The sequence below is a fragment of the Lactococcus cremoris subsp. cremoris NBRC 100676 genome (genome assembly GCF_001591705.1).
Taxonomy (GTDB): Bacteria; Bacillota; Bacilli; order Lactobacillales; family Streptococcaceae; genus Lactococcus; species Lactococcus cremoris.
In genome coordinates, this window is record NZ_BCVK01000042.1 from 1 (window position 1) to 24,500 (window position 24,500).

General features: G+C 36.5%; 28 protein-coding genes, 1 tRNA gene and 1 pseudogene. 1 reads left to right on the forward strand and 29 read right to left on the reverse strand.

Going from position 1 to position 24,500, the window contains the following annotated elements:
- Positions 1-9 precede the first annotated feature (9 nt).
- The 23 genes and pseudogenes from LLA01S_RS08200 to LLA01S_RS08310 form a co-directional block, all read right to left on the reverse strand.
- On the reverse strand, positions 10-210 hold the full coding sequence (locus tag LLA01S_RS08200; RefSeq protein WP_014572290.1) for a hypothetical protein: 201 nt from the start codon (positions 208-210) through the stop codon (positions 10-12).
- 319 nt (positions 211-529) lie between these two features.
- A tRNA-OTHER gene (locus LLA01S_RS08205) sits at positions 530-590 on the reverse strand.
- Positions 591-1,042: 452 nt separating this feature from the next.
- Positions 1,043-1,213 (reverse strand): bacteriophage holin, encoded by a 171-nt coding sequence (locus tag LLA01S_RS12635; protein ID WP_167594928.1) that lies wholly within the window; start codon positions 1,211-1,213, stop codon positions 1,043-1,045.
- Positions 1,214-1,437: 224 nt separating this feature from the next.
- Positions 1,438-2,727 (reverse strand): LysM peptidoglycan-binding domain-containing protein, encoded by a 1,290-nt coding sequence (locus LLA01S_RS08215; RefSeq protein ID WP_061778127.1) that lies wholly within the window; start codon positions 2,725-2,727, stop codon positions 1,438-1,440.
- Positions 2,724-2,990, reverse strand: a complete 267-nt coding sequence (locus tag LLA01S_RS08220) for a phage holin (protein ID WP_015966839.1) — start codon at positions 2,988-2,990, stop codon at positions 2,724-2,726. The genes LLA01S_RS08215 and LLA01S_RS08220 overlap by 4 nt, the downstream gene beginning before the upstream one ends.
- Before the next feature lie 24 nt (positions 2,991-3,014).
- Positions 3,015-4,967 carry a BppU family phage baseplate upper protein gene (locus LLA01S_RS08225; protein ID WP_061778128.1) on the reverse strand — a complete coding sequence of 651 codons (1,953 nt, stop codon included), beginning with the start codon at positions 4,965-4,967 and terminating at the stop codon, positions 3,015-3,017.
- A 12-nt stretch (positions 4,968-4,979) separates the two neighbouring features.
- Positions 4,980-5,204, reverse strand: coding sequence for a hemolysin XhlA family protein (locus LLA01S_RS08230; protein ID WP_061778129.1), 225 nt, complete (start codon positions 5,202-5,204; stop codon positions 4,980-4,982).
- A gap of 12 nt (positions 5,205-5,216) precedes the next feature.
- Positions 5,217-5,732, reverse strand: a complete 516-nt coding sequence (locus LLA01S_RS12175) for a hypothetical protein (protein WP_081106886.1) — start codon at positions 5,730-5,732, stop codon at positions 5,217-5,219.
- Positions 5,733-5,750: 18 nt separating this feature from the next.
- Complete coding sequence (locus tag LLA01S_RS13280) at positions 5,751-7,091, reverse strand: fibronectin type III domain-containing protein (protein WP_126354775.1); 1,341 nt, start codon at positions 7,089-7,091, stop codon at positions 5,751-5,753.
- Between the two features lies 1 nt (position 7,092).
- Positions 7,093-8,061: a BppU family phage baseplate upper protein gene (locus LLA01S_RS08245; protein ID WP_061778130.1), complete on the reverse strand. Its 969-nt coding sequence runs from the start codon at positions 8,059-8,061 to the stop codon at positions 7,093-7,095.
- Between the two features lie 12 nt (positions 8,062-8,073).
- Positions 8,074-10,872: pseudogene (locus LLA01S_RS08250) on the reverse strand (phage tail spike protein).
- Positions 10,872-11,633 carry a distal tail protein Dit gene (locus LLA01S_RS08255; protein ID WP_061778131.1) on the reverse strand — a complete coding sequence of 254 codons (762 nt, stop codon included), beginning with the start codon at positions 11,631-11,633 and terminating at the stop codon, positions 10,872-10,874. The pseudogene LLA01S_RS08250 and the gene LLA01S_RS08255 overlap by 1 nt, the downstream one beginning before the upstream one ends.
- Positions 11,634-11,642: 9 nt before the next feature.
- Entirely contained in the window at positions 11,643-14,267 is a 2,625-nt protein-coding gene (locus LLA01S_RS08260) for a tape measure protein (RefSeq protein ID WP_061778132.1), read from the reverse strand.
- A 15-nt stretch (positions 14,268-14,282) separates the two neighbouring features.
- Positions 14,283-14,552, reverse strand: coding sequence for a hypothetical protein (locus LLA01S_RS08265; RefSeq protein WP_061778133.1), 270 nt, complete (start codon positions 14,550-14,552; stop codon positions 14,283-14,285).
- A gap of 83 nt (positions 14,553-14,635) precedes the next feature.
- Positions 14,636-14,986, reverse strand: a complete 351-nt coding sequence (locus tag LLA01S_RS08270; RefSeq protein WP_061778134.1) for a tail assembly chaperone — start codon at positions 14,984-14,986, stop codon at positions 14,636-14,638.
- 115 nt (positions 14,987-15,101) lie between these two features.
- Positions 15,102-15,611, reverse strand: a complete 510-nt coding sequence (locus LLA01S_RS08275) for a phage major tail protein, TP901-1 family (RefSeq protein WP_061778135.1) — start codon at positions 15,609-15,611, stop codon at positions 15,102-15,104.
- Positions 15,612-15,621: 10 nt separating this feature from the next.
- Complete coding sequence (locus tag LLA01S_RS08280) at positions 15,622-16,011, reverse strand: phage capsid protein (protein ID WP_061778136.1); 390 nt, start codon at positions 16,009-16,011, stop codon at positions 15,622-15,624.
- A complete protein-coding gene (locus LLA01S_RS08285; RefSeq protein WP_061778137.1) occupies positions 16,008-16,334 on the reverse strand; it encodes an HK97-gp10 family putative phage morphogenesis protein in 327 nt (108 codons plus the stop codon). The genes LLA01S_RS08280 and LLA01S_RS08285 overlap by 4 nt, the downstream gene beginning before the upstream one ends.
- Positions 16,331-16,642: a hypothetical protein gene (locus tag LLA01S_RS08290; RefSeq protein WP_061778138.1), complete on the reverse strand. Its 312-nt coding sequence runs from the start codon at positions 16,640-16,642 to the stop codon at positions 16,331-16,333. The genes LLA01S_RS08285 and LLA01S_RS08290 overlap by 4 nt, the downstream gene beginning before the upstream one ends.
- A complete protein-coding gene (locus LLA01S_RS08295) occupies positions 16,639-16,971 on the reverse strand; it encodes a phage head-tail connector protein (protein WP_015966908.1) in 333 nt (110 codons plus the stop codon). The genes LLA01S_RS08290 and LLA01S_RS08295 overlap by 4 nt, the downstream gene beginning before the upstream one ends.
- Positions 16,958-17,155, reverse strand: a complete 198-nt coding sequence (locus LLA01S_RS08300; protein ID WP_015966907.1) for a HeH/LEM domain-containing protein — start codon at positions 17,153-17,155, stop codon at positions 16,958-16,960. Before LLA01S_RS08300 ends, LLA01S_RS08295 begins: the two co-directional genes overlap by 14 nt.
- A complete protein-coding gene (locus tag LLA01S_RS08305; protein WP_061778139.1) occupies positions 17,155-17,973 on the reverse strand; it encodes a N4-gp56 family major capsid protein in 819 nt (272 codons plus the stop codon). Before LLA01S_RS08305 ends, LLA01S_RS08300 begins: the two co-directional genes overlap by 1 nt.
- A 1-nt stretch (position 17,974) precedes the next feature.
- Positions 17,975-18,637 carry a capsid assembly scaffolding protein Gp46 family protein gene (locus LLA01S_RS08310; protein WP_015966905.1) on the reverse strand — a complete coding sequence of 221 codons (663 nt, stop codon included), beginning with the start codon at positions 18,635-18,637 and terminating at the stop codon, positions 17,975-17,977.
- Between the two features lie 184 nt (positions 18,638-18,821).
- Between LLA01S_RS08310 and LLA01S_RS08315 the strand changes: the two genes are divergently transcribed.
- The gene (locus tag LLA01S_RS08315; protein ID WP_011676518.1) at positions 18,822-19,169 is read left to right on the forward strand and encodes a hypothetical protein; all 348 of its coding nucleotides are present in this window, start codon (positions 18,822-18,824) and stop codon (positions 19,167-19,169) included.
- Here LLA01S_RS08315 and LLA01S_RS08320 read toward each other — a convergent pair.
- The 6 genes from LLA01S_RS08320 to LLA01S_RS08345 form a co-directional block, all read right to left on the reverse strand.
- Positions 19,129-19,470, reverse strand: a complete 342-nt coding sequence (locus tag LLA01S_RS08320; RefSeq protein WP_011676519.1) for a hypothetical protein — start codon at positions 19,468-19,470, stop codon at positions 19,129-19,131. The two genes, LLA01S_RS08315 and LLA01S_RS08320, sit on opposite strands and share 41 nt — an antisense overlap.
- Complete coding sequence (locus tag LLA01S_RS08325; protein WP_061778140.1) at positions 19,467-20,516, reverse strand: minor capsid protein; 1,050 nt, start codon at positions 20,514-20,516, stop codon at positions 19,467-19,469. The genes LLA01S_RS08320 and LLA01S_RS08325 overlap by 4 nt, the downstream gene beginning before the upstream one ends.
- Before the next feature lie 3 nt (positions 20,517-20,519).
- Positions 20,520-21,896, reverse strand: coding sequence for a phage portal protein (locus LLA01S_RS08330; protein WP_061778141.1), 1,377 nt, complete (start codon positions 21,894-21,896; stop codon positions 20,520-20,522).
- Between the two features lie 14 nt (positions 21,897-21,910).
- Entirely contained in the window at positions 21,911-23,299 is a 1,389-nt protein-coding gene (gene terL, locus LLA01S_RS08335; protein WP_061778142.1) for a phage terminase large subunit, read from the reverse strand.
- Entirely contained in the window at positions 23,292-23,702 is a 411-nt protein-coding gene (locus LLA01S_RS08340) for a terminase small subunit (protein WP_011676523.1), read from the reverse strand. The genes terL and LLA01S_RS08340 overlap by 8 nt, the downstream gene beginning before the upstream one ends.
- A gap of 172 nt (positions 23,703-23,874) precedes the next feature.
- Positions 23,875-24,426 carry a hypothetical protein gene (locus LLA01S_RS08345; RefSeq protein ID WP_061778143.1) on the reverse strand — a complete coding sequence of 184 codons (552 nt, stop codon included), beginning with the start codon at positions 24,424-24,426 and terminating at the stop codon, positions 23,875-23,877.
- Positions 24,427-24,500: the final 74 nt, after the last annotated feature.

Here is a 24,500-nt window from a genome sequence, read left to right on the forward strand (position 1 = left end):
TATCGGGTATCAAGTCATGCCTAAATAATCAACTAGCAATTCGGGTTTTTCTATATAATCTTTCAAACGCTTTGAAGATTTATCAGATAATTCTCCCTCACTTTCTAATTCCTTATTGATGATTTCAGCTAAATTTTTGTAAGCTTCCGTCTGTTTTTCTATGGCTTTAAGCGCGAGTACTTTTTCCTCTTTGATTTTGCTTTCTGACATATATAATCACCTCTTATAAATGAGATAGAATCGACAATTACATTATAACTCTTCGGTTACTAAATTACAATAAAACAAATTTTAAATTACTTTGTTATTAAAAAACAACATTATAAATTGATGTAATTTTTTATACCCATAGCCTCTATTGATTCTGCTCCTAAATATTTAATTTATTGTGAATATTTTATGCCGTACTACCTGTATCAGCTTGTACTTTTTTAATATAAAAAACTCTATCCTAGCGACAGAGAAAATCACTTTAAAATCAGCATTTCAACAAGCCATTTTAACAAAAGGGGATTAAAAGGGGGCATTATGGTTCTTGCTGGACTCGAACCAGCGACCGAACGGTTAGCTACCAACTGAGCTAAAGAACCAAAATATGACAATCTGCAGCACATATCTTGGTTATTATATTAGATATATGTGGACGGAACTGCAGATTATCAAAGATACTGTAAAAGAAATCAATTTCTCATCCACTAAATACGTTATAACATACTACTATAAATAATTGACAATTGTCTGAAAAATTGATAATATTTAAATTGTTAGTACTTCTTATTTTTTGCATATAATAAATTTTTTCTGAATTTGTACTAACCCTCATCATCCTCTAGTTGGACTCCTTGAAGTCATCCAGCTAGAGCTTTTTTATTTGAAAAAGCCACTCCGAGGAATGGCTTGACTCTTGAAAGGAGATGAAATCCCATAATCATCCCGAATACATTATAACATATTATTATTGACAATTGTTCATAAAATTGATAATATTATAAAAGTTATTGCAAGTTAATCTAGTTCCGCACTATATTATTCATACCTTGCTCTAATCACTTTTCGGCACTGGCTTAATGCTAGTGCTTTTTTGATATAAAAAAGCCACTCCGAAGAATGGCTTGACTCTAGGAATAGGATGAAATCTCACAAACATCCCGACTATATTATAGCATAAAAAAAGCGCCCCAGTTAGGAGAGGGACGCTTAGGATAAACTTTATGAAAAAAGTATTTTTGGAATAAGAACATTATATAACTTTCCGTTTCCATTGTAAAGAAAAACGCCCTCGCTTTGGAAAAGGACGCTTTATCTCTTCATAAACACTTAGCTATTTGTATTTGTAATTGGAATAGCATTTACGATAAGAATATTATACTAATTTATCTTAATGAGAGCAGTAACATTTATTAACAAAAAAAGCCCTGACCGAAGTCAGGGTTGATTTTAATAATTTAGGGTTTGACCAGCATAAATCAAATTAGGATTTGAAATACCATTCATTGAAACTAGACCTTGAACAGTTATTCCTAATCGGCTCGCAATTGATGAAAGATTGTCTCCTGAGCGTACAGTGTAAGTTCGTGCTGTAGCCCCAGATTGACCGCCTGTGAAGCTAATAACCTGACCAGTATAAATCATGTTCGGATTAGATAAACTGTTCTGACGTGCTAATTCTTGCCAGTTTGTCCCCAAGTTTGAAGCAATGCCACTAAGTGTATCACCTTGTTTTACAATATAACTTTTTGCGGGTGTCGTTGGCTGGCTTGTAGAAGCATCAATAGTTTCCACATCATGAACGGATAACCAGCTCATAATACCATCAAGCAAGACAGTATCTCCATTCTTCTGGATGATTTTATGTGGTTGACCTTTTACCCATTGAGGAATTGTTTCTCCTGTGGCATAATTCTTAGCGCCAAAGTTTACTTTAACCGTCATTTCAACTTCTACATCGTTTCCTTTAACTTCATTGGCTTCTTTACCATTTTCAATGGCCGGTGTAGCAGTATCGGGTTTAACTTCTTGGCCTTGCTGTTTTCCGTATCCATTATCTGTGATTCCTGTTAAATCAACATTTCCATCAAGTCCGCCAGCAACATAAGTTGATGTGAACTGGAATACTGAAATTCCGTCCATACTTGGGAAGAAGCTATAGTTTGGAACTGGTGTTACTTCATAATTTGGATATGCCGCAATCCATAATGAGTTAGGAAACTCTTTGATGATTTGCTTATAGTTGACATTTTCCAAAGTATAAGGCTTATATGAATAATACATTGGAGTATATCCAGCCGCTTTTACTCGACGCATTCCGTAAAGAATCGCATCAGTATTGGCCTGTTTATTTCCACTTGCTCCACCTTCATAGTCCAAAGCTACAATAGAATTCTTTGGCGTTTGAATTTTTGGTAAATAGCGGTCAAGTGCTGCTTTTGCTACTTCTTGTGAACCTCCGACTTGATACCAAATATAAGTGTGCGCTCGTTTACCTTGAGCAATTGCTGAAGCTACTTGCGTTTCATAGGTGGCTTGGTCCACGAATGAACCGCCATAAGTTCCTCCGATTTGACTAAAAGCAAATTTATCATGAGCATAACCAAAATTACCGTAAGTTCCGTTATATTTTGACCAGTCAACCCCTTGGTCACCAACTGCCGCAAATACAGGTCCACTTGCTGCAACAACAAAGAAAGCTACCATTCCAATGGCAGCTTTTTTAATTAACTTTTTCATTTATTTTCCTCTGATTTATCTTTATTTAAGACTCTATCACTATCTCCTAGACCACTGGTCGTTGGGTCAGCAACAACTCCAACAATTGCTAATAGCGCAAAAGCAGCATTAACCACTGCAGCAAGTTGTTGATTTAAAATAACAAAGTCCCACTTATAGCCAAATGGCGCTCCTATAGCTTGTATTAGCAAGAATAGAGCAGGTAGTAAAGCTAACCAAAAAGCTTTGCTTTTTAAACGTAATTTCCAATTGATTTGATTCATTTTACTCTCCTATTTTTTATGTTTTTATGCAGTCCGTTGCCAATAATATATTGTTGTTGAACCGATTACTGCTGAACCGATATTTTCCCATGTACCTGTAGAATACCCTGATGACAAATTTGAGTTATTTGTGACTACTGAACCAACTGGGTGTGCTTGAGCGCAATCTATACCTATAAACGCAGGCTTAAGTGAGCCTGTAGCACTATCGATTGATACTAATCCCATTGGTAGCCATTTGTAATCAGAACTTTTCTTATTAGGTTTAATGATATTACTAAACCCTACATACTTTGGATAATCATTTATTGTGACTTCGCTAGCTGATGGCATCCAAGGGGTGGCGGTTGAGCCTTCTTCCCACTTATGACCAGCAGTCCATAAAGCACTTGCGCCTGATATTTCATATTTGGCATAAACAACATCACCAGTGTTCAAAGTTACAGTGAAACTGTCTCTCAACCAATCAAAATTATTTCCTAGCATCTTGTTAGGCAATAAAGCATTTTTTTCATTTATAAAGATAAGTCTGAATACATTTGCATTATTTCCTGAACTTTTAACATAAGCTGAGAAAGTATAAACTCCGCTTTGTGGTGCTTTAAATGTTTTATATATACCGACCCATTGAGCGGTTCTTTTCTTAACAGTTAAGCCTTTATATGTTCCGTCAGTTACCCAACTACCTGCATTAACCCAATTACCGCTAAAATCTTTAGTCCCATCTAACAAGTTCAAATTAGGATAAACAGTCGTGAAACCGTCAGTTCCGTCTGCGCTGTTGGAATAAGCTATTGTATTTATAACTCCGTCACTTGTTGAAGTACCTCCATTTGCAATAGGAAGCACACCTGAAACTCCAATATTAGTTGCGTCAGCAGTCCCGTCAAAGTTTTGAAACGCTGAGGCTTGGAGATTTACTCCAAGTTTTCTAGCTGTTTCCAGTTTGCTTGCACTGACCGCATTGCCATTAAGTGGTAAACTGTTCGCTTGTGCTTCGGTAGCCTTTGCCATTGCATTTTTGGCTTCACTTTCAGCTTGTTTTGCTGTTTCTTGAGCAGTTGTTACATTTTTATTTGTGATTGATAACTCTGATTGTTCAGCTTTTGTTGAAATTGCAACACCTTGTTTATCAACAGTAGCTTGTAAGTTGTCTAAATCCGTTTGATTGGCTTTTGTTGAAATAGTCGCCGATTGGTTATTAACAGTATGCTGTAAACTTTCTAAATCTGTTTGATTAGCTTTAGGGGAGTAATCTCCGTTACTCATAAGAGAAATATTACTTGTTAAAATCTTTACTGAATTTATTAGTTCAACAACTTCCGATTCACTTGCATTGCTTGCAATTGCGTCTAATAGCGACTTTATAGTCACTAAATTTTCATGACTAATACCAAACGATTCCACTTCATTTTTTAGGTCTGTCATTGCACTTTGTAAGCTAGTCATATCAGCTAAATTTGCTTTAAGTTCAATATTGCTCTTGTTTGATTCAGTTTGAGCATGTAAATCATTCAACTCACTACGCATTACTTGTGGCATATTTTCCAATAATAATTTTGTAAAATCATCAATCTTATTATTTACTTCTTGAGTTAAACTTGTAACTGTAGAATCATCTGATATAAATGTAAGATTCTTACTGACGATAACCTGCTCTTTATCTTCATTGAGAAGTATTAAATTTGATTTTATTAATCCTGATACTGTCATCTCAGTAGGAATTATAAGCGTGAATTCTCCCTTGGATATATCATTAGGAGTTAACATAATAAAACCTGATTGAGATTTATACATATATTGATAGGTTAATTTTACTGAATAACCTGTTAAGTCAAGTACAGAACCATTATCAGTTATCTTAAGAAGTAGCGTTCTTGCATTGACATCTCCCTCCATAATTTGAATGGGCTGTTCAAATGCCTGGTTAATCATATCCCATGTAATAGTTTGATTTTTGAAATTATCTAAACTCATTGGGTACTCCTTTTAAAGTATTTTAGTGAATAAATATCCAATAACAGTTACGGCAAGAGTAAGCATAAAGCCCCAAGCCCACTTATTATTGGCTTCCATTTTTTCTATAAGTTTTGCGTTTGATTGGGCTATTAAAAGTGCTCGTTCTGCTTTATCCCGGACTGTTTCATAGTTATCCAACTTTGTTTCAATTCGAGCTAATCGTTCGAGCACTTCTCGCCATGCTTGTTCCTCCATAACCCCTGCTTTCTAATTTAATAAATAAAAAGCAGTTCCTCGAGGTGCTCCACCAGTTCCTGTGACTGCAGGTCCCCACCAAACCACACGTCCAGTTGGTTCAATATCAATATGGAATGATTCAGTACCACTTGCCAAGTGACCAACTAAAGATACAGTAACTTCTGGTCTAAAATCAGGAATAATCCATGATGAACCGTCTCCGCCCATCTCTGCCCCATGTTTTACAGTGGTCATTGTTCCATAAAAACGTACCTCCACAAAATTTCCTTTTTTTGTTAGCCTAATGCTCATCCCGTTTCCGACATTAACATTAACTGTTGTTGTTGTTTTTATACCTCCAGTAATATTCAAGTTTTTTACTGTTGTATCTTCGGTAAATGTTTTATTTCCAGCAATTGATTCGTTACCAGTTTTATGAACAATATTTCCGCCACTGGTTAATTCAGAGTTGATTGCTTCCAAATCATCATTAATCGTTTCTGCTCCATTTTGCATGCCACGATATACTTTTTTAATACTAGCCATTTTCTTCTCCTATTTCTATTATTTGGTTAGTGTTGTTTTAAAAGCAACACTTTCTGACTTGTCGCTTTCAACATTGCCATTTATTTGACTAACCTGGACGTTGTATGATGTGCCCGCCTTTAGATTTTCCAAATCAAATGACAGAAGTTTACTTCCACCTACAGGCACACCATCTAAATAAACCCGATACTTCATTTCATCCCAATCGTACTTGCTTGAGACTATACTAGAAACTGGGTTAGTATCAACGTAAGTTCCTACAAACTTTGGCCAGTCAGCAGTTGTGACTTCGCTAGCTGATGGCATGTATGGAGTCAGTTGGTCTTGTAATTCACTTTTACTTGGCATCCAAGGAGTTGCTACTGAACCTGACTCTAGTTTTGGATTTCTAACTCTAATTGTAAAACTACCTTCACTATGACCACTGAATATAGTCGAAAAGAGTGCTTCCGTGTTGACAGCAGGGTCTTCATAAGGTGGTATCGTTGAAGTTTGTGTTATTCTTATCCATTGGTTCAGCATTTTGCTAGGGTCTTTAGGTAAATCTATAGAACATATACGCTTCCATGAGCTTATTCCGCCACCGTAAGAGTATCGCTGACCCATCCAAAACTCGTCAAGATGTGTTCCAGCAGGGAGATTCCAACTTGTGAACATAACGTCCATACTCATCGTATATTTGTCGTTAGGTTTATAATCTCTAGGTTTCATAGAGAAACCATCCAACAGGCTTCTACCAACCCATGTATTAGTCCCCTTTATTGTTAGTTCACCATAGCCATTTTCTACTTTGTCGAAATCTTTAAAGAATCCATCTTTGGTTTTATCTGAACTATTAACTAACAAATTCAAGTTGGGATAATTAGCGGTTAAACTGTCAGTAACAGTCGAACCTTGTTCCCACTTATGACCAGCAGTCCATAAAGCACCTGCGCCTGATATTTCATATTTGGCATAAACAACATCACCAGCGTTCAAAGTTACAGTAAAAATGTCTCTCGTCCAATCAAAATTATTTCCTAAAATCTTGTTAGGCAATAAAACGTTTTTATCATTTATAAAAATAAATCTATATATATTTGCATTATTTCCTGAACTTTTAACATAAGCTGAGAAAGTATAAACTCCGCTTTGTGGTGCTTTAAATGTTTTATATATACCGACCCATGGTTCAGTTCGTTTTTTAACAGTTAGACCTTTATATGTTCCGTCAGTTACCCAACTTTTTGAATTTGTCCAATCTCCACTAAAATCTTTAGTACCGTCTAACAAATTCAAATTCGGATAAACAGTCGTGAAGCCATCCGTGCCGTCTGCGCTGTTAGCGTAGGCGGTGTGTAAATAATTTTTATCTGCCATATTATCCCCCGTTTTCCCACGAAATTTTTGCACTTGAAGAAGTGATATCATAAACAATTAGATTAGTTGGTGGCTTCACTTTTTCAACATAGCCTTTGGTGATTGTTGCGCCCTCAATAACAAAACGCATAACCTCAGTTCCGTTGATTAACAACAGTTCGTTACCATTATTTACAACTTCTCCGTCCATTGCATAAACTGACGGAAGCTCAACATTGACTTTATTTCTGATATAGCTTAATGAAGAAGCTAGGTTATAAATTCGCTCTCCGCCAAATACTGGACCAGTATCAAATCCATTCGCTTCGGTTCCAATTGAATTTTTGTAATAAGTTACTTTCACATCCGGTTGATACTCTGAATCGTGCTCAATTACTACATTAAACCCGCTTGGAACTTTACGATAAATAATTTTATTGAGGTCTAAAACTTCCGCAAGTAACCGTCCTCCTGGATCAATTGATTCAAGGATTTCACGGTTTGCTTCCACAAACTGTTCCCAGCTATTTTTACCATCTTCAATATACTTATTAAAGATTCGATAAAGCTCTTTGAAAGTCCACCAATAGTTTGAGTCTTTGAAGGGTTGCGAATAAATGGATTTCTCAACAATATAGTGAAAAGTCCGAGTGGAGAATTGCTCAATCCATTGACTTCCTTCTTGTTTTCTAAAGCTAAAATATGCTTCATTTCGTCCCACCATTTGCAAAGCATTATCACTGGCAACATATTTCAGTGTTCCATTTTTAGCATCAAAGGAGACAACACTTTCTTCTGATACCCCTTGACCTGTAATTTCTTGTGCCATTAAACAAAAGAACGGCTGTAAGCCTTCAAAGTTCTTAGGTTGACCATTCTCTACAATTCGAGCAACAATCGCTTGACTGTTGACATCCGCATGTCTTAGCTTAACAATGCCGATATTGTTATTAGGCTCTGTGGTGGACAGTGTTATAAAATGTTCTGTCATAATAGACCCTTTCTAAAATTTGATATAATCCCTTGGATTCTTAAAGTGAGCGTGTGATGATGGCCAGTATTGGTCCATAAATTGGAAGTGCAAATGTGGTCCAGTGACCGGGCCAGTCGCTCCCATAAGTCCAATTTGTTGGCCCTTTTTAACATTTTGACCCACAGAAACATCGATTCTGCTTTGATGTGCGTACCCTGTATAAAGTCCATCCGCATGCTTGATGACCGTGTAATTTCCATACCAGTTATAATAATTACTTCCCGCTTGGACCACTTGACCATCGTTTGAAGCTAAGATTGGAGTTGTTGGATTACCATTAACCAAGTCCATAGCATTGTGAAATTCTTGCGCTCCAGTGATTGGACTAGTTCTCCAACCCATTTCACTTGTTACGGTAATAGGGCTTGAAATTGGAGCAATATAACCTCCGCCACCGCTTGGGATTTCAAGATTAACAAATTTGTTATACCATTCTTGGGCCCAAGTACTACGTTCAGGGTGTCCGTTTAAGGGACGTTCAAAGTTAGCTACAAAAGCTTGCGTTGCAGTATTGATATTGGTCAATGTCATGAATTGAGTCCAAGAATAAGGATAAGAACTTTTCGCAATCCATTGGCCGTTTTGTGCATGCCACATCAAGAGCTTAAATTGGGCTGTGATTGTGTCAGGATTGTCAGTCACTCCTGCTCGTGTCATGAGATTAATCATATAAACACGTCCAGAGCTAGCGCCTGAACTATCCGTCCATTGCCAAACCCCATAACCGAAACCAGGACGTCCGCCACCCTCATCAGCCGTTGGATTGGCATCAGATTCCCCCTGTGCATTCCCAAGTAATGCGGCCGCGGCTTGTTTAGAGAAACCAGCCCCAATTGCCATTGCCCAGATTTGCCAGTAGCGTTTATCACGGTCACTTGTGAATTCTGGTGGATGTTTTCCATTCCATCCATTATCACCGCCGCCAGAGCTTCCCCCACCGTTGGTATCAATTTTTACACCATTAACATAGAGTTCTTTGGTATTAGTTTTACCGCTAATTGTTAAATTTCCATCAACTTTTACTTCTCCGTAAAGATTTAATTTGCGATTTTCAGCCGTACTGTCTTTGGGAATTTCTAAAACATTTAAAAGCGCTCCGTTGTTTCCCTTTGATGACAAGGCGAAAGAATAACCATGATTTTGAATTGCATTAATCCCTTGGAGTTGTCCGCCTGTATAAGTTGGCGCAAAAGCAAACATCTCATTTTCGGACGACCCATTTCTTTTAATAAAACGAATTTTCCCTTGGTCAAGTTCAATAATGAAGTCATGATGAACTGAACGAATCTTGACCCCTTGCAAAACTCCGGCATTAATAAAGTTAGCATTGAAAGTCCCGTCAAGTGTCCATGCAGTATTACTTTTGCCATTATGAACATCTTGAATTGTCGTCCATTGACCTTTTTTGCATTGCTTAAAAGATATTCCAGCATTATTTTGAATCATGAAATACTGTGAATCTTGAATCCTTGGGCCATCCATAAAGACTTGCTCATAGGTCTCTCTTGATTGTGATACACCAGCTTCAATTCCGTTGACCATGTAAATCGAGCCACCGTTCGCACCAGCACCTCGCATAATATCGTCTTGATACTTTCCAATTTCTGTGGAGTCATAAAATGTCATTTTATTATTATCAAGGTCAGAGATATTGCTTTGAACTTGTGACAACTGGCGATTAATTGAGTTTCCACTTAAATTATCGCCTAGACTAGCTTGCACTCGTCCATTAACATGGTCAGTAACCACTTTAAAGACTCTAGTTTGGTAGTGATAATTTCGGTCCCCTCTGTGGATTGAAACAGTATTTCCAATTGAATCACTCCCCAATATCTCAGTACTAAACTGAACGAGTGGCCGTCAGTAATAAGCCAGTTGGTCATAAGTCTTTTGTAAAAGTTCGCTTGCATCTTCCACATCATCAAAGACAACAACCGTTTTACGTGGTAACATTTTTCCGTTTGATGGAATGCCATATTCTTTCGTCATTTCTGGATATTCAATCCAGTTTTGACCTTTAGGTTTATCAAGGAGCTTTCCATTAGACTTTTTCCATTCAACATCTGAAAATTCAATTCTTCGCCCATAACCGTCACCAACTTCTTCACCCTTCCCACGTCCAATTAGGGCAGTGACAATATTTGTGCGGTCTTGTTGGTGGACAATTTTTAGAACTTCCTCACCATATTCAAATCGCTTATTGGTTATTTTCCCAATTTGGTTATAGCAGTGAATGATTTTTTTAGTAATCTTATTTCCTGTAATTTCAATTGAAAAGGTAAACTCTGCACCTAACTCTTGTAGAGCTTTTAGAGCTTTTAGAGCTTCTCGCATGGAAGTATAGTAGAAAGTACTGGAAACTGTTTTAATTGGTTCACAGACACCTAATACCCAGTCACAACCTGATTCAGATAAAAGCTGATTAATCACATAAGAAAAAGACCTATTTTTAGGTCTTATATCTTTGATGATAAAATTATCCAGTTCATCAACGGCAAAATTTACAGCTTCAAATGAAAGCAGATTATCTTCATCTTTTGCAGTTAAAATTCGATATAAAGAGAACTCTTGTTCTTTCGTATCATTGACTGCAATATAGCTGGCATCTTTAATTGTTTCATCAAAAGGTAAAGAAACTGAAAGTGTGTCATTCATTAATTCAGAAGCGTTAGTTGTGATTTCTTTTGTCTGAACAGATTCTATGAATTCATCGGAATCATAACTTTTGATGACTTGTTGCATCTTATCTAAAAATAAGATATTACTCACTAAAGCACCGCCTTTCTATATTGAATCGTTAACTCATAGTTTGGACTTGAAAAATCTGTTCCAGTTGTCAGTCTGATATTTTTGAAATCAGAATCAAGGTCTAAGAGGTTATTGTTTACTTTCCCATTGAGAAAAGTATTGCCTGCTTGAAAATCAAATTCCAATAGATCTCCTTTTTTAGCCTGTGATGATTTCAAGCGATAATTTCCATCAGTTGCAAGTAAACCCTTTGTCAATAACTTGAATGACAGTTTATCCGGTTTCACTGGATAAGGCAAAACTTCAATCACTTTGTTTTTTACACTTTGAATTTTTCCGTGTTTAAATGGATCACTACAAAGGACAGTAAAGCTTGAAATGATTGAATTAGTATCTCCAGCCACATTATCTGCAGTTTGGAAACGTCCATAAAACGTATATTCCAGATCATCATTAAAAATAATAGGGACATCTTCTTGACGAATCAAGAACGCCTTTAAGGTATCAAACTTTTCTTGTAATACTCGGGGGTCCCTATCCTCAAGCTTATATTTTATCGTCAACTCTCGAGGAGGATATTTAACATTAGTGATCACACCTCCTACTTGCATGTCTTGTGTTTCAAAGCTGAGAGAATACATTTCTCGCCCCTCAACTGCCAATGTTTGATAACCTTCTATGAGTTCCTCTAACCAAGCCCCATCATAACTCATGGCGCTGGTTGGAATAAAAGGAAGGTTGCGATAATGCTTCTGTTTTGTCGTATCTCTAAACTTGTACATTTCTACCTCCTAAAATCCCATATTTAAGTTAATTGCTTGACCCTGTGCATTAGAAATGTCATCCACAAAGGCTTTAAAGATTTGATTCCCAAGCTTCACAGTGAATGAAGCCGGCTGTTTTCCTTGGTTAAGATTCACATCATGAGAAACTTGACTACTGATTGAGCGATTAGCTGCCGCAACGTTCGCCCCAATATCCACAGAATAGTCAGAATTAATGGCATTTGCAATCATGTCCCCCATTCCTGAAACATTAGATTGAACGTTACGGAAGCCTCCAGTTAAACCAGAATTCAAACCATTCATAATGGCATTACCAGCGGGAGTTAAAAGTTTTCTGTCGACACGGATTGGACCTTTATGCTTCCGAATCCAATCTCCAATCCCGCTAATGAACTTCATCCCATCTTCCCATTTTTGTTTGAGTCCTTTGACAAATCCGTCAATGATGGCTTTACCAATATCTAGCAAGTTTATATTTTTTAGATTGTTAAATGTCGTTTTTACATTATCAATCAAATCACTTACGCTTTGTTTCAAACCGTCCCAAATTCCTTTGAGACCGTTAATCATTCCGTTCCACAAGTCAATTGTGCCTTGTTTGAGGTTTTCCCAACCTTGTTTGACTCCGTTCACAATAGCATTGGCAGAATCAACGACCCACTGTTTAAATGAAGCCCATGTATCCTTGACCCATTGAATAGTAGCGTTCCATAAATCAATCGTTCCTTGCTTGAATGAATTCCAACCATTAACAATTCCGTCAACAATAGACTTGGCCATATTAATGACCCATGTTGTGAAAGCTCCCCAAAGACTTTGAACCGTATTTACAACTGTCGTCCAAATATTAGAAACAGTTTGTCCAAAAGCGGTAAAGAAACCAACGATAATTTGGACATAAGTAGTTACTAATGTTTGAATATTAGTAAATAATGTTTGCCAGAGCATTGCAAAATCTTCTTTGAATTGGTTAAAGTCCCCAGTGATTAAATCAATGAGTAACAAAACTGGTCCCATAACAACCGTCTTAATAATCTCCCAAGCTGAACCAAAGATAGTTTTGACTTGCCCCCATAATCCGCTAAAGAAATCAAGAATTGGTTGAAAGATTTTTTTGATTGTCTCAACAAATGGAGCTAAGGTTGTTGTAACGCTATCCCAAGCGCTAGATAACCAGCTTGTCGTACCTTTCCAAAGATTAGTGAACCACTCCTTAATGCCATTCCAAGCGTTTTTAACACTATCAACGGCATTTTTTGCACCTTGGACTGTTCCATCCCAGAGCCCTTTAGCTCCATTTTTAATGTTGTTCCAGGTATCACTGAACCATTTGACCGCACTGTCCCAAGCTTTAGTAATATTATCCCAAACATCTTTGGAAATTTTAACTAGAGATTGCCATGCAGAACCTAGAAATTTTACAAAATTTGACCATATTTTCTGACCTGTTTTTGTTTGCGTAAAGAAATAGACTAACCCTGCTACAATAGCCGCAATTGCAATAACTATCAACATGATTGGATTTGCATCCATAACTGCATTAAAGGCCACTTGAACTGCAGTAGCTATCTTAGTGACAGTGTTCCAAGCTGTAATCGCGCCTTTCCATAGTTTATATGCTGCCACACCAGCTGTTATTCCAGCTACTAAAGGTCCAATCCAATCTTTATTTTGATTAACGAACTCAAACATGGTTTTAAATGTAGCAATTATTCTTGCAATTACACTAATAACTGGAGGAATAGTTTTTGTAATTGCACTAAAAACTTGATTAACTACAGTTTTTAACTTGTCAAAATTCTGAGCGATTGAACCAAGACCAGCGCTCTTCATTCCGTTATCAATTGCAGATAAAACATTCTCCAAACCTTTCCTTACTGCTGTTTTTACATTTTTGAACGAGGTTTTTATCCCTGCTGAATTTTTCTTAGCAAGTTCCGCAAATCCTCCAACACCGTCATTCAATTTAATTAATCGACTATTAAAGTCATCGAATGTAATTTTCCCACTTTGTAAAGCATCATATAGATCACTAACCGAATTTACACCTTGGTCTTTAAAAGACTTAGCAACTTTATCCATTGCAATGGGCATTGTTTCTTGGATTGAGCTCCACGATTCCATGTCAACAGTTCCCTTAGATAACATTTGAACATATTGTTGCATTCCTCGGCTTGCATCTGCAGTTGAAGCACCAGAAGCTAGAAAAGCATTGTTTAACGCAATAGCTGTATCAGTTCCTTTTGTTAAGCTTCCTGTAGATATAGCAAGTTGTTGAGTATTGGATACAATTTCATCAAGAGAGGTAGGTAAGCCATCAATTCCTTTATTCAGTTTTGCCATTGATTTATCTACATCAGAAGCAGAATAACCAAGCGCCTGCATTACAACAGGATACTTATTTAAAGTATCAAATCGATCTATTGCACCATCTAATGAATTTCTAACCAAACCTACCGCAGAATCAACAAGTTTAAAAACCCCAACACCATTAGCAATACCTAGGATAGAAGTATTTGTATTTTGTGATCTTTTATCTAATCCTCCCATTGAACTATCTGCTTTATTCATGGTTGAGGTGAAATTTTTATCAACAGCACTCAGAACCGCTTCTACACTATAAGATTCCATGTTTTTCCTCCTTTCTTACTTATTTGCTTTTTTCATGAGGTTAATTAGTTTTTTGTCCTTTTTAAAAGTACTGTCCGAAGTTTCGATTCCTAAAATATCATTTTCAAATTTTTCTTTATCAAAAAACTTCTTGAAGGTCGAATAAACTGGAACTTGCTTCTTACCTTGTTGCTTAGTTGATTGAACTTGCCAATTTGCCCATGCTTGTTGGTAAATAAATTCTTGCTCATCAAGTCTTTTTAGCCTATAAGCTTTCAGCCTTAATTCATACTCCGAAATGGTCATGCGCTCTATATCTCTTAGATTAGCAATTCGGAGATAACGCAAACAATTTAACTGAACTTGTTCATAGAGTGTGTCAAAATCTGTTACTGTAGATTTTTGCTGACTTCTTTCTCGAAGTTCAACGTTTTTTTCTTGGTAAATTCCGACTTTTTTAACTCTTCGAGTACTAAATCAAAAAGCGCATCAATACCATTTTCTTCAATCCATTCAACTATCCCTTTCTCAGAGACACGAGGATTTTCTGTTGCATTCGCAGTTTTTAGCATTTCAACAAGTGTTTCGATATCTCCGCTAAAGAAGTTCATCAAAGCATTATCTAAGCCGGCTTTTAAAGTCATCCCGCGCTCTGTGACTTCATTTTTTTTATTCAATTCCTTAATGAATCGGTAACCAAAGATAAAAAAATACTGTTTGTTATTAATTGTTAATTCCATTTTGATTTCTCCTTAAAAAATAAAGACTAGAGCGAATCTCTAGTCTTTTGTTTATAGTATTTAAATTGTCACTTCTACAACTGTACTCCAGGCAGAGCCAGTAATATTTTCAGCTTTATCCCCTAACAGTATCTTTGAAGACATACTGAACAACATTAGCTTGTTCAGTAGTTAGTGTGGCATATCCCTTTTGAGGTTTACCGAACACTCCAAATTCTAAACTCAATTCAAGCGCATCTTCTGAGTTAGGTTCATAAGAGAAACTTGTAAGATAAGCACGAAGATATTTCGCTTTGTACTTGCCTGTGTCTAATCCGAGAGTTGCTTTTTCAGCTTTATCAATTTCCCACACTTCAATAATTGCTGCATCATCAAACGCTTTGTCCATTTCGTCAAGATGTGGATCACCATTTGCTGCAATAGATGTGGCAGACAAACTATATTCAACTTCTGCAAGAGCACCAACTGGTCCATCTTTAGTTGCTGTAGTGTTGTAATCTCGAGTTTTTTCATTCGAGTGTTCTGTTTGGAATGCAAGTTTCCAAGCGGCTTCTGTTGATGCTTTACTAAGCACACGATAGAGCAAGATAATATCTTTCCCTTGTTTGGCTGTTAATTCTGCCATATTAAATCTCCTATCTTAGTCTAAATTCTAAGTTAATCAACGCTCTTTTAAGCGGTGTATTTGTTGTTGTATCGTCCAGCATTTGAATGGTACTTGCTTGTAAATTCAAAGCCCAAGAATAGCCATCTGTGGCACTTATATTCAATGCTTGATTAAATATATTGCTTGCCATATCAGACACTTCCTTGCGCTTCTTCTGTAAGCCCCAAACAGATAATGAAAGACTTACTGTGCCTTTAATATCCGTTTTATTTGGTTCATGAATAGTTTGAGTATTCTCCAATTCAACAAATGGATAGCCTACTTCATTCATTGGCTTATAATCATAAACGGTATATCCCAAAGCTTGTATTCGTTTGAACAATTCGTCAAAAATAGATTGGTCTCGAGTTTTAATCATTTCGTCAACTTTTCTAAATCATTTGTGAATACTTTTTTCTGAATGTTAAACGCAGGTTTTACAAATGGTTGTGCAGCTTGAAATCGCGTCCCATACTCTACATATCCAGCATAATCAGTATGAGGCCCAGTCGTTCCTGAAAGACCCCCATCTGTGAGTTCACTAGTAATTGATCGTCTCATATTCCCAGTATCAACGGGAGCAAGCTTTTGCATATTCTTGTTCATGCTTACAATATTGCTTTTTACAACATGTTTGACATCATCAAGCGTGGCATTTTTTCTCAATTTCTTTTGCAAGGCATCAATTCCAGTTATTTTCATTGATTGACCTCCTGCAAAATAAAAGTGTTTCTCTTGCTTGGATTGCGGTAAGTCATTAAAACCCACTTTTTATTATCAAACTCAATGTAATCATATTTTGGCATATTAAAAAGGGGCATCATTCGCATGACTTTTGCCCCTTGTTTAATATCTCCAAAAACTTCTACACTTCTGTCAGTTCCAATATCAGTGATATTTGCGCTAAAAACAGTTCTGGTAGGCTCCTTTTCAACCCATTCGCCTAAATCAGGGTCATAGTGGGAGTCAGGCGATTCTTTGATAAAAGTAACTTCATCTAAATATCTCAATACAATCTGAACCTCCCTATCTTCTTATCGCCCTCAGTTTCTCTTGATTTTCGCCATGATTCAATTTCATCGGCATACTCGTCAAAATCAGATTCTGAAAATGTCATGCTTAATCCTTCTTGTGAGTAGGACTGCATGCCTTCTTGACCGATACGATTAAAACGCTTCAAGGAAACATCCAAAACAACATATTCTAGTTCTGGCGGTACTTCTTTAATGTCAGAACCAAGAATAAGCAATAAACGGTCACGAGTGCGTTTTTCGATTACTTCCAAGCGCTCATCCAATGAACCGCCTAAAAGCATTTTTAAATCATCAGTGATAGCCATAAGCAACTCCTAATTTTGAAATCAAATCTGATTTCTTATCGTTTTTTGTATATTCTATCCCTTTAGTTTCAAGAAGCTCTTTTAGCTGATTAACGGTAAGCGTCGTTAGTTCATCATTTTTCACTTGCTTGGTCGCATTTATGTTTTTATATTTATGCAAGTGGCGACTTAGTAGCCGCCCCATTATACACCCGTAAATGTGATATTAACAACTTTTGTTAAATCATAGAGATACGCTGCGTAATGTTCATCTGCAGTAATTACAGTTGTTTTAGTAACAATATCACGGTCAGTTTCTACCTGAACTCCACGTTTTAAAACTAATTTCAAAGCTGGGCTATTTGAAACAATCTTGAACATTAGAGCTGAACCCTCAGCTAGTTTTTTAGATCGTACAATTTGAGCGCCTAAAACATCAGCGTAAGTTCCGTTGATAAGAGCATTTGCTCCTACTTCTGAACCAATGTTTTTTGCGTTTGCATCTTTACGAATTTTTGCCGCATCTTTAGGATTGACGATAAGAACATAGGCTTGTGCATCCTCATCATTAAAGATATCCAATGCAGCTTGAACCCCGTCAACGTTTGCTTTAGTAGAAACAGTTTGAGAGGTAGTCTTAGCTGCTTTCAATAAGTCGTCATCGACTTTATTTGCAAGAGATAGCCCAAGTTGTTTATTAGATTCTCCAATTGGATCACCATAACCAGATAATGCGGCTTCATCCGTGATTTCTGTCCCTTTTGCAGCTTTTTTAATTTTCACTGACTTAGTAGTAGTTCCGATTTTATCTAACGAAATTTCTCCGCCTTCTGCAACATCAGCAGCATCGCCAATATAAGTAAAAGCTGGGAATTTCAAAGTATTACCTGGTTGTCCTTGAAGTGTTGTGTCAACTTGTGCAAGAGGTGCAAACCTAAGTGCTTTATTCAATTCGTATGAAACAATTGGTGCAAGCACCTCTGGATTTACTAAGTCTGCAAGTGTTGTTTTTTGTTTTGACATTTTAATAGCCTCCTGTTAATTTTTTAAATTCATCTGGATTTGATTTTGCTAATTCAGCTTTTTCAGCATAAGTCATCGAATCAAATTTTTCTTTATCGACTGATATTACATTACCCGGAACACGTTTAGGCGTTGTTCCTGTGTTTCGTGCTTTTTCCCACTGTGAGCGTTGATTATCAAGTAAATTGAGGAAAGTTTTTACATTGCTGTAAGTTTTTTCTTCATCAACATCAACTAACAATCCTAATTCAGCAGCACTCAAAGCAATTCCACTTTCTTTCAACACTTCATCAGCTTGACTGGTAATGTTTGAAATTTTGATTTGTGCTTTAAGGCTTGCGATTTCATCGTCTTTAGCTTTTTGAAGTTCGGCAGCTTTTTCTTCGTCAGATTTTTCTTTAACTGACTTTTTGCCACCTTTTTCAAGTTCTTCAATACGAGACAGCGCTTGGTCAAGCTGTGTTTTTGTTTCATTTTTTTCAGCCTGCTCTTTACCAATTCGTTTTTGAAGCTTTTCGACAATTTTGTCATTGTCAGTTGATTGTTCTTGTTGCTCTTCTACGTTTGTTTCTGTTTCAGTTTCCGAACCAGCTTCAGACGTCTCATCTGCTGCTTCTTCTGCGAACAGTTGCAAATTAAGGGGTAAAAGTTCTGTTTGTTCCATTTCTGGTTCCTCCTACTCGCATTTAAAGACTTGGGAGTCTGATTTTCTCGTGTTTTATTTAGTGTCCACAACGTTCGGAAACGGACATAAGAAAAACCCATGGAATACCAAGGATTTAAAGTTTATTTGCTATAATTGAATTACTGGCTCATTTGCCTAGTATCTAGTAGAAAGGAAAAATAATTTGAGTTCTATAAAAAATGCTTACATCAAGTTCTGGTACACATTGATTTTGGTAGCTAATCAGAAAAAAGATTCAGATGCTGAATTAGTGGTTTTGACTTCCAATGGTACGTATATTGGCAAACCTGTATCTTCAAGCGAACTTGAAACAGACTTTGTAAACCAAGCTTGGGAAATGATTTTTTCAGAGAGTAAAACAAATAAATTTTCTGAAGAAATAAGCTTAATACATTTGAAAAATGTTAGGACACTTGATAACTCTGAGTCCTATGGTACCTTGACAATTTTTGCGGAAGATGTTTTAGGTATCAGCGGAAATGGCGATTTAACTGCTCCGTCTGACGACTGATTATCCCCGATAATATCTCTGGGGAACCAATCCCTTTGACTTTATAACTAAAAGGCTGTAACTGGACAGCCTTTTTTGGTTCCTTATTTCTGTTACTTTCCTGAGTATTTTCTTCAAAGCTATAATCAATTTGAGAAAGATTATCTAAACCATCGATTTTCCCCATAAACGTAACAGTAATTTCAGAAAAATTATTACTATCAGAGTTAATTGTAACGTTCGTCAAATGTTTTATTTTTGCACCATTAACTATCAACCCTTCATTAAATTTCACTTCGTTGTATTTCGGTTCATTATTCATTGAAATCTACCCTTTCTTTTATTGCGCAATTCTTCAATCGCTTTGTCAGCTTCTGTCCTGTCATCAAAAGCTTGCTTGTACTCATCTTGACTGATTACTTTCCTATCAAGTAAATCATCCCAGAAACCTTTATCATCAACATGCGGTGCTGTGCTGCATCTACAGAACGGATGCATGTTTGGTGCATTAATACCAGGCGACATATCTTTAAGCTTGAATATTTTACCATTCAATGCTCCACAGATAGGACAAGCTGACGGTTCAGCAATATATTCATAACTTTCAATATCGGCTTTTTTATAGCTTTCTTCTTGAATAGCTGTTTGAATTCTCGTTGTTTCTGAAACTAGCAATCGTTGAGCATTGTAAGTCGCATTAAGCTTGCCCTTTTCTGTCATCAGCCTTTTAAGTTGTGGGGCTAGTGCTTTCGGATTGATTCCACCAGTTACTGAACGAATGAGAAGTTTTTCAATATCAGCTTTCAATTCAAATTGATACTGCCAAAGTTTGTCAGAGAAACTGGCAAATCCTTCGACTTTATAACTTCCATTTAGCACTGATTCAACTAGACTGTTATAGCCTTTCTTTGGAGCGCTTAAACCAAGAATTCCTGCTTGTCTTTCAAATTCTGTGAGAGCTGCACCAGTCAAATTCTTTGAGAAATATTTGTCCAAATCGTCAAATACAGCAATCAATTCTAAACCAATGTTTGCTTTCAGAAGTTCTAAACGATTCACTCTCATGGTCAAGTTATAAAGTTTCAACACTTGATTTGCTTGGTGCGAAAAGTCTTTTTCTTCTACGTATTTCTTAGCTTTATTGGCAAATGCTTTGACATCCATTTTATCCGCACGTTTCATGGCTTCACTGATAGAAATTCCTTGACCATTCGCAAAGTTCTGCCAGTTGGCATTGATTTCTTTTTGAATAGCCTCTTGAGCTTCAAATAGCTTATCCATGATTTGTTTCATGCGTTTGGTGTCATCTTTGATTTGTTGCTCTTGCCAAGCTTTCTCACGTTTTTTCCAGTAATCAGGAGTTTTCATAGGTTACTCCTCATTTGTTTCAGAAACTACTGTATCTGTTCCCTTTTCACTAGGTTGCTTGTCCTGGTCAAAGATAGCTGTAGAAGCTTCTTCTTTTTTGATTTTTTCCATTTCAGCTTGGACATCTGGAATAACAGATATGACACTTAAAGCAGTTTCTTGGCTTGTGATTCCCATAAGGATATTAGCAGTCTCTGCTTGTTCCTTAATATCTTTAGGCTCATTACGTGTAAAGGTGTACTCAATATCTTTCCAAGAGTCTTTGTTCGAAACATTCGTACTTAACTCACAAAATAGTTTGTATCGACTATTCAAAGAAGATTGGAACTTACGTTGAAATGACAAAGCTAAGTTACTCATTGCTTGAAGCTTGTAAGCTAACGAGACACCACTTGATGACCCGAAAGATTCATCAGAGATATTCGCAACCATTGTAGTTTGGAAGATTAATTTAGTCAGTCTGTCCAATAGATTTTCTGTTTGAGAATCACTATCCGGCTTTTCTAAGAATTTGACATCTACTTTTGAAGTAGAACCACTTTGATTATTCTGATTCTTATCATAATAATTAATTAGACGATTATCTTTGATATTTTTAGCATCTTCTTCGTCTATTTCTGCTCCCATGAAAACCAAATACTGATCGCTAAAATAATCAACGTCATTTGCTTTTTCACTAATAGCTTTATTAAAAGCGTTGACTAATGAAATAACAGATTCAAAGATACTCATTCGTTCTTCGTTGAAATAGAACTCTACAACTGGTAAATCTGGATATGGGTTGTAAGTCCCTTCTCCAAAGCTAATTTCGTCATTTTCTCCGCTGATTTTAATAGTTTCAAGTAGAGTATAAACTTCTCCTTGAAGTTTTTTGTCCTCGTCAACACCATATCTCACGGCAAATAAAGGCTCTTGTTTGACTGTATCGTCATAGACCATAAACATATTTTCTGGACTATTATAAACAACATTCGTTTGAGTGTCCTCGTCTTGATACAAAAACTCAAAAGCTCGACCATAAATACATGCCATTTTTGCAAGTTCTGATTCTTCATCTTCCATATCATTCAAATTATCAAATTCTTGTAATTTAGTAAGTATTTCTTTATCTGAATGTGACTTTTTAACTGGAATCCCATTAAAGTAACCTGTGAAAGTATCAACGATATATTTAGTGAAATTAACAGCTAAACGATTGTCAGGCTTCCAAGAGTCTTTTGCCGGTTCATCATCAATAGCCATAATTCCAAGATACATATTTTTTAAGTACTCATACCGAGCAACTTCTAATTTATGTTTTTCCATAAACTTGGTAACCACTTCAACTGTGATTGGTTCATCTTTTGAAAATGTCATTAATTTAGGTGGTTTGTATTTCAATTAGAAATCTCCTTTTATATTTTAAATGATTTTAATCCGGCTTTTATTCGCTTACCACTCATTGTCTCAGCAATCCCGGTTGTTGCATCGGGCGCATCATCGTGTTTATTTTTACCTTCACGCTGATAAGTTGTCATTGCTTGATAGTATTCTGGGAAACGAGTCCGCCAGTCATTAGGAAATCGAACGTGCTGTTCTATCCAATAACTATTGGAATAAATTCGGGCTTCTTTATTATTTCCTTGGAAGAAATCTTCTACAGCACAAGCAACTTTACCTTGAATCTTATCCCTGACAGAACGAGCAAAAGACCGACCGCCATTGTTGCGCTCGATTCTTGATGCATTCACTCTGTTATTAATTAATTGATTGGCCACTGCATTTTCTGTGTATTCCATCGGCTTTTGAGTGTAAATAATGTCTAGCACATCTGCAAAGCCGTCTGTGGTTTCACCCCACACAATCGAACAGAGATAGTCTTTCCCAGTGTCTGCAGTATCGCAATAGTTCCAAATCTTTTTGTACTCTGAACGAGCATTGTAGGTTTGGAACTCACTATATAATCGACCTTTGACATCAATCGGCTCTTGTTGGTAGTTGGCGCTGGCAATATCAGCACCCATTGTTTTTACTTTGCGCTTATAATCTTCAAGAGTCAGAACGTCAGCACATAGCATTTCATTTGTCTGTTCATTGAAAGCTTTAAAATTAATATGCTTTACTCGATAGCCATTCTTAGGCAGTTCACGCAAAGCTCGTCCGGCTAAATCTTCACTATGCCAACGAGTCATATTGATTATGATTTTACCGCCTGACTCCAAACGTGAAAGCATGGTATTAACAAACCAGTCCCAATGTTTTTCTAATACTGTCGCGTTGTTAGCTTCCTCAGCATTCTTGATAACATCATCAATGATAATAATGTCAGCACCAAAACCTGTTGCAGTCCCTGTTGGAGAGGTTGCCAGATAGTTATTATAGCCGTCCGACAAACTCCAAAGGTTTTTCGCAGCATCTCCATACTTAATTGCAGCATCGAAAATATCAGAGTAAACGATTTTGTTCTCATCTGCTTTTTCTTCTTGAAGCGTATTACGAACATTTTTAGAAAAGACAGTAGATAAAGTTTCGTTATATGAACCAGTCATGATTTTCTTCGTGTGGTCATTACCAAGCACCCACTCTACAAATTTACCAAGCGTGAGAGATTTCCCATGACGTGGCGGAAGATTCAAAACTAAAACATCATGCTCATTATCATTTAGAAATGACTGAAACTCTTCACACATAGTCACTAAATAAGCCCTATCACGTTTATAAAAGCTTGGCATGATGAGATTACAGTAATCAAAGAAAAAGCGCTTAGACAGCTCAATTTTTGCCCCTAGCGCTATTTTATCCATCACGACTAGCCAACTTTCTAAGTTCTTCTGTCGATAAGTCTACAAAAGGATTGGTTTTGACTGAACCAGATAATTCAACTTTGCTTGTATAATCACCATCCATTTTATTAAGAGTGTCAATTGCCTTAATCATGTCAGCTTCTTTTTCGGCATTTTTAGCTATCTCTGATAAAGTGACCATTCGCTCTTTACGAGTCATTATAGCAGCATCTTGAGCTTCTTCTTGGAGTTCCTTATACCTTACCAAAACCTTACCAAAAAGTTCGCTTGCTTTTACATCTACAGTTGAATCTTTCCACTTTGATGATTGCTTAAATGCTTCTCTGTATGCTTTTCGTTGGCTCATGCCAGAAATTAGGCATTGAACAAATTTTTCATGTCTTGCATTTTCTAATACTGGCATTTAATCTCCTTTCCAACAATAAAAGGCTGCCCATTGGACAACCTATCTTTTTCATAGTCTAGCTATACTTATCATTTCTTCAACCATTTGTAAACCAGAATAAATATTCCAATGAATACCCCACCTACAATAACAGATGCAAAGGCCAGAGCTATAAAATTAATTTCCATTATTAAACTTCAACTCCTAGTTTGTTATTTACACTTTCAAAAAGTTCTTTAAATAATCCCTCATGATTATAATAGTCAGTGAGTTTTATTTTAAGGACATCTAATGGGTCAACTTTTTGTCCAGTAAAATCTTCCTTTAGAGAAGAAACAACCATTGCCAACAGCAACATTATAGTGGCAGAAGACCTATTTATAGATTCATTATTTTCTGATTCATTATTTCCTGATTCAGTATTTTCTGATTCAGTATTTTCTGATTCAGTATCATTACTTCGATAACTTTCTTGAAGCATTTCTGTTAGTAATTTAACTGTTCTTCCTGAACCATATCCAAGTGTTTCTTGAACAAGCTTCCGTAATTTTTTCTGTCCGTTCTTAGAATCAAGCGACTCCATTGCATTTGTATCAATTGCAAGTTCGGTCCAGTTCATCATAATCTGTTGCAGATTCCCATCTTTTCGATAAAATTCATCAATCTGTAACTCCTTATTAAATTCAAATTCTCTGTCACTTTTTAATTTATCACTCACCATTTCTGGAATTTTCTTTATCATATAAACTGCCAAAATAAATATACATATACTTATACCAGAAATAATATAATCCAAAACATCCTTCACAACTTAAA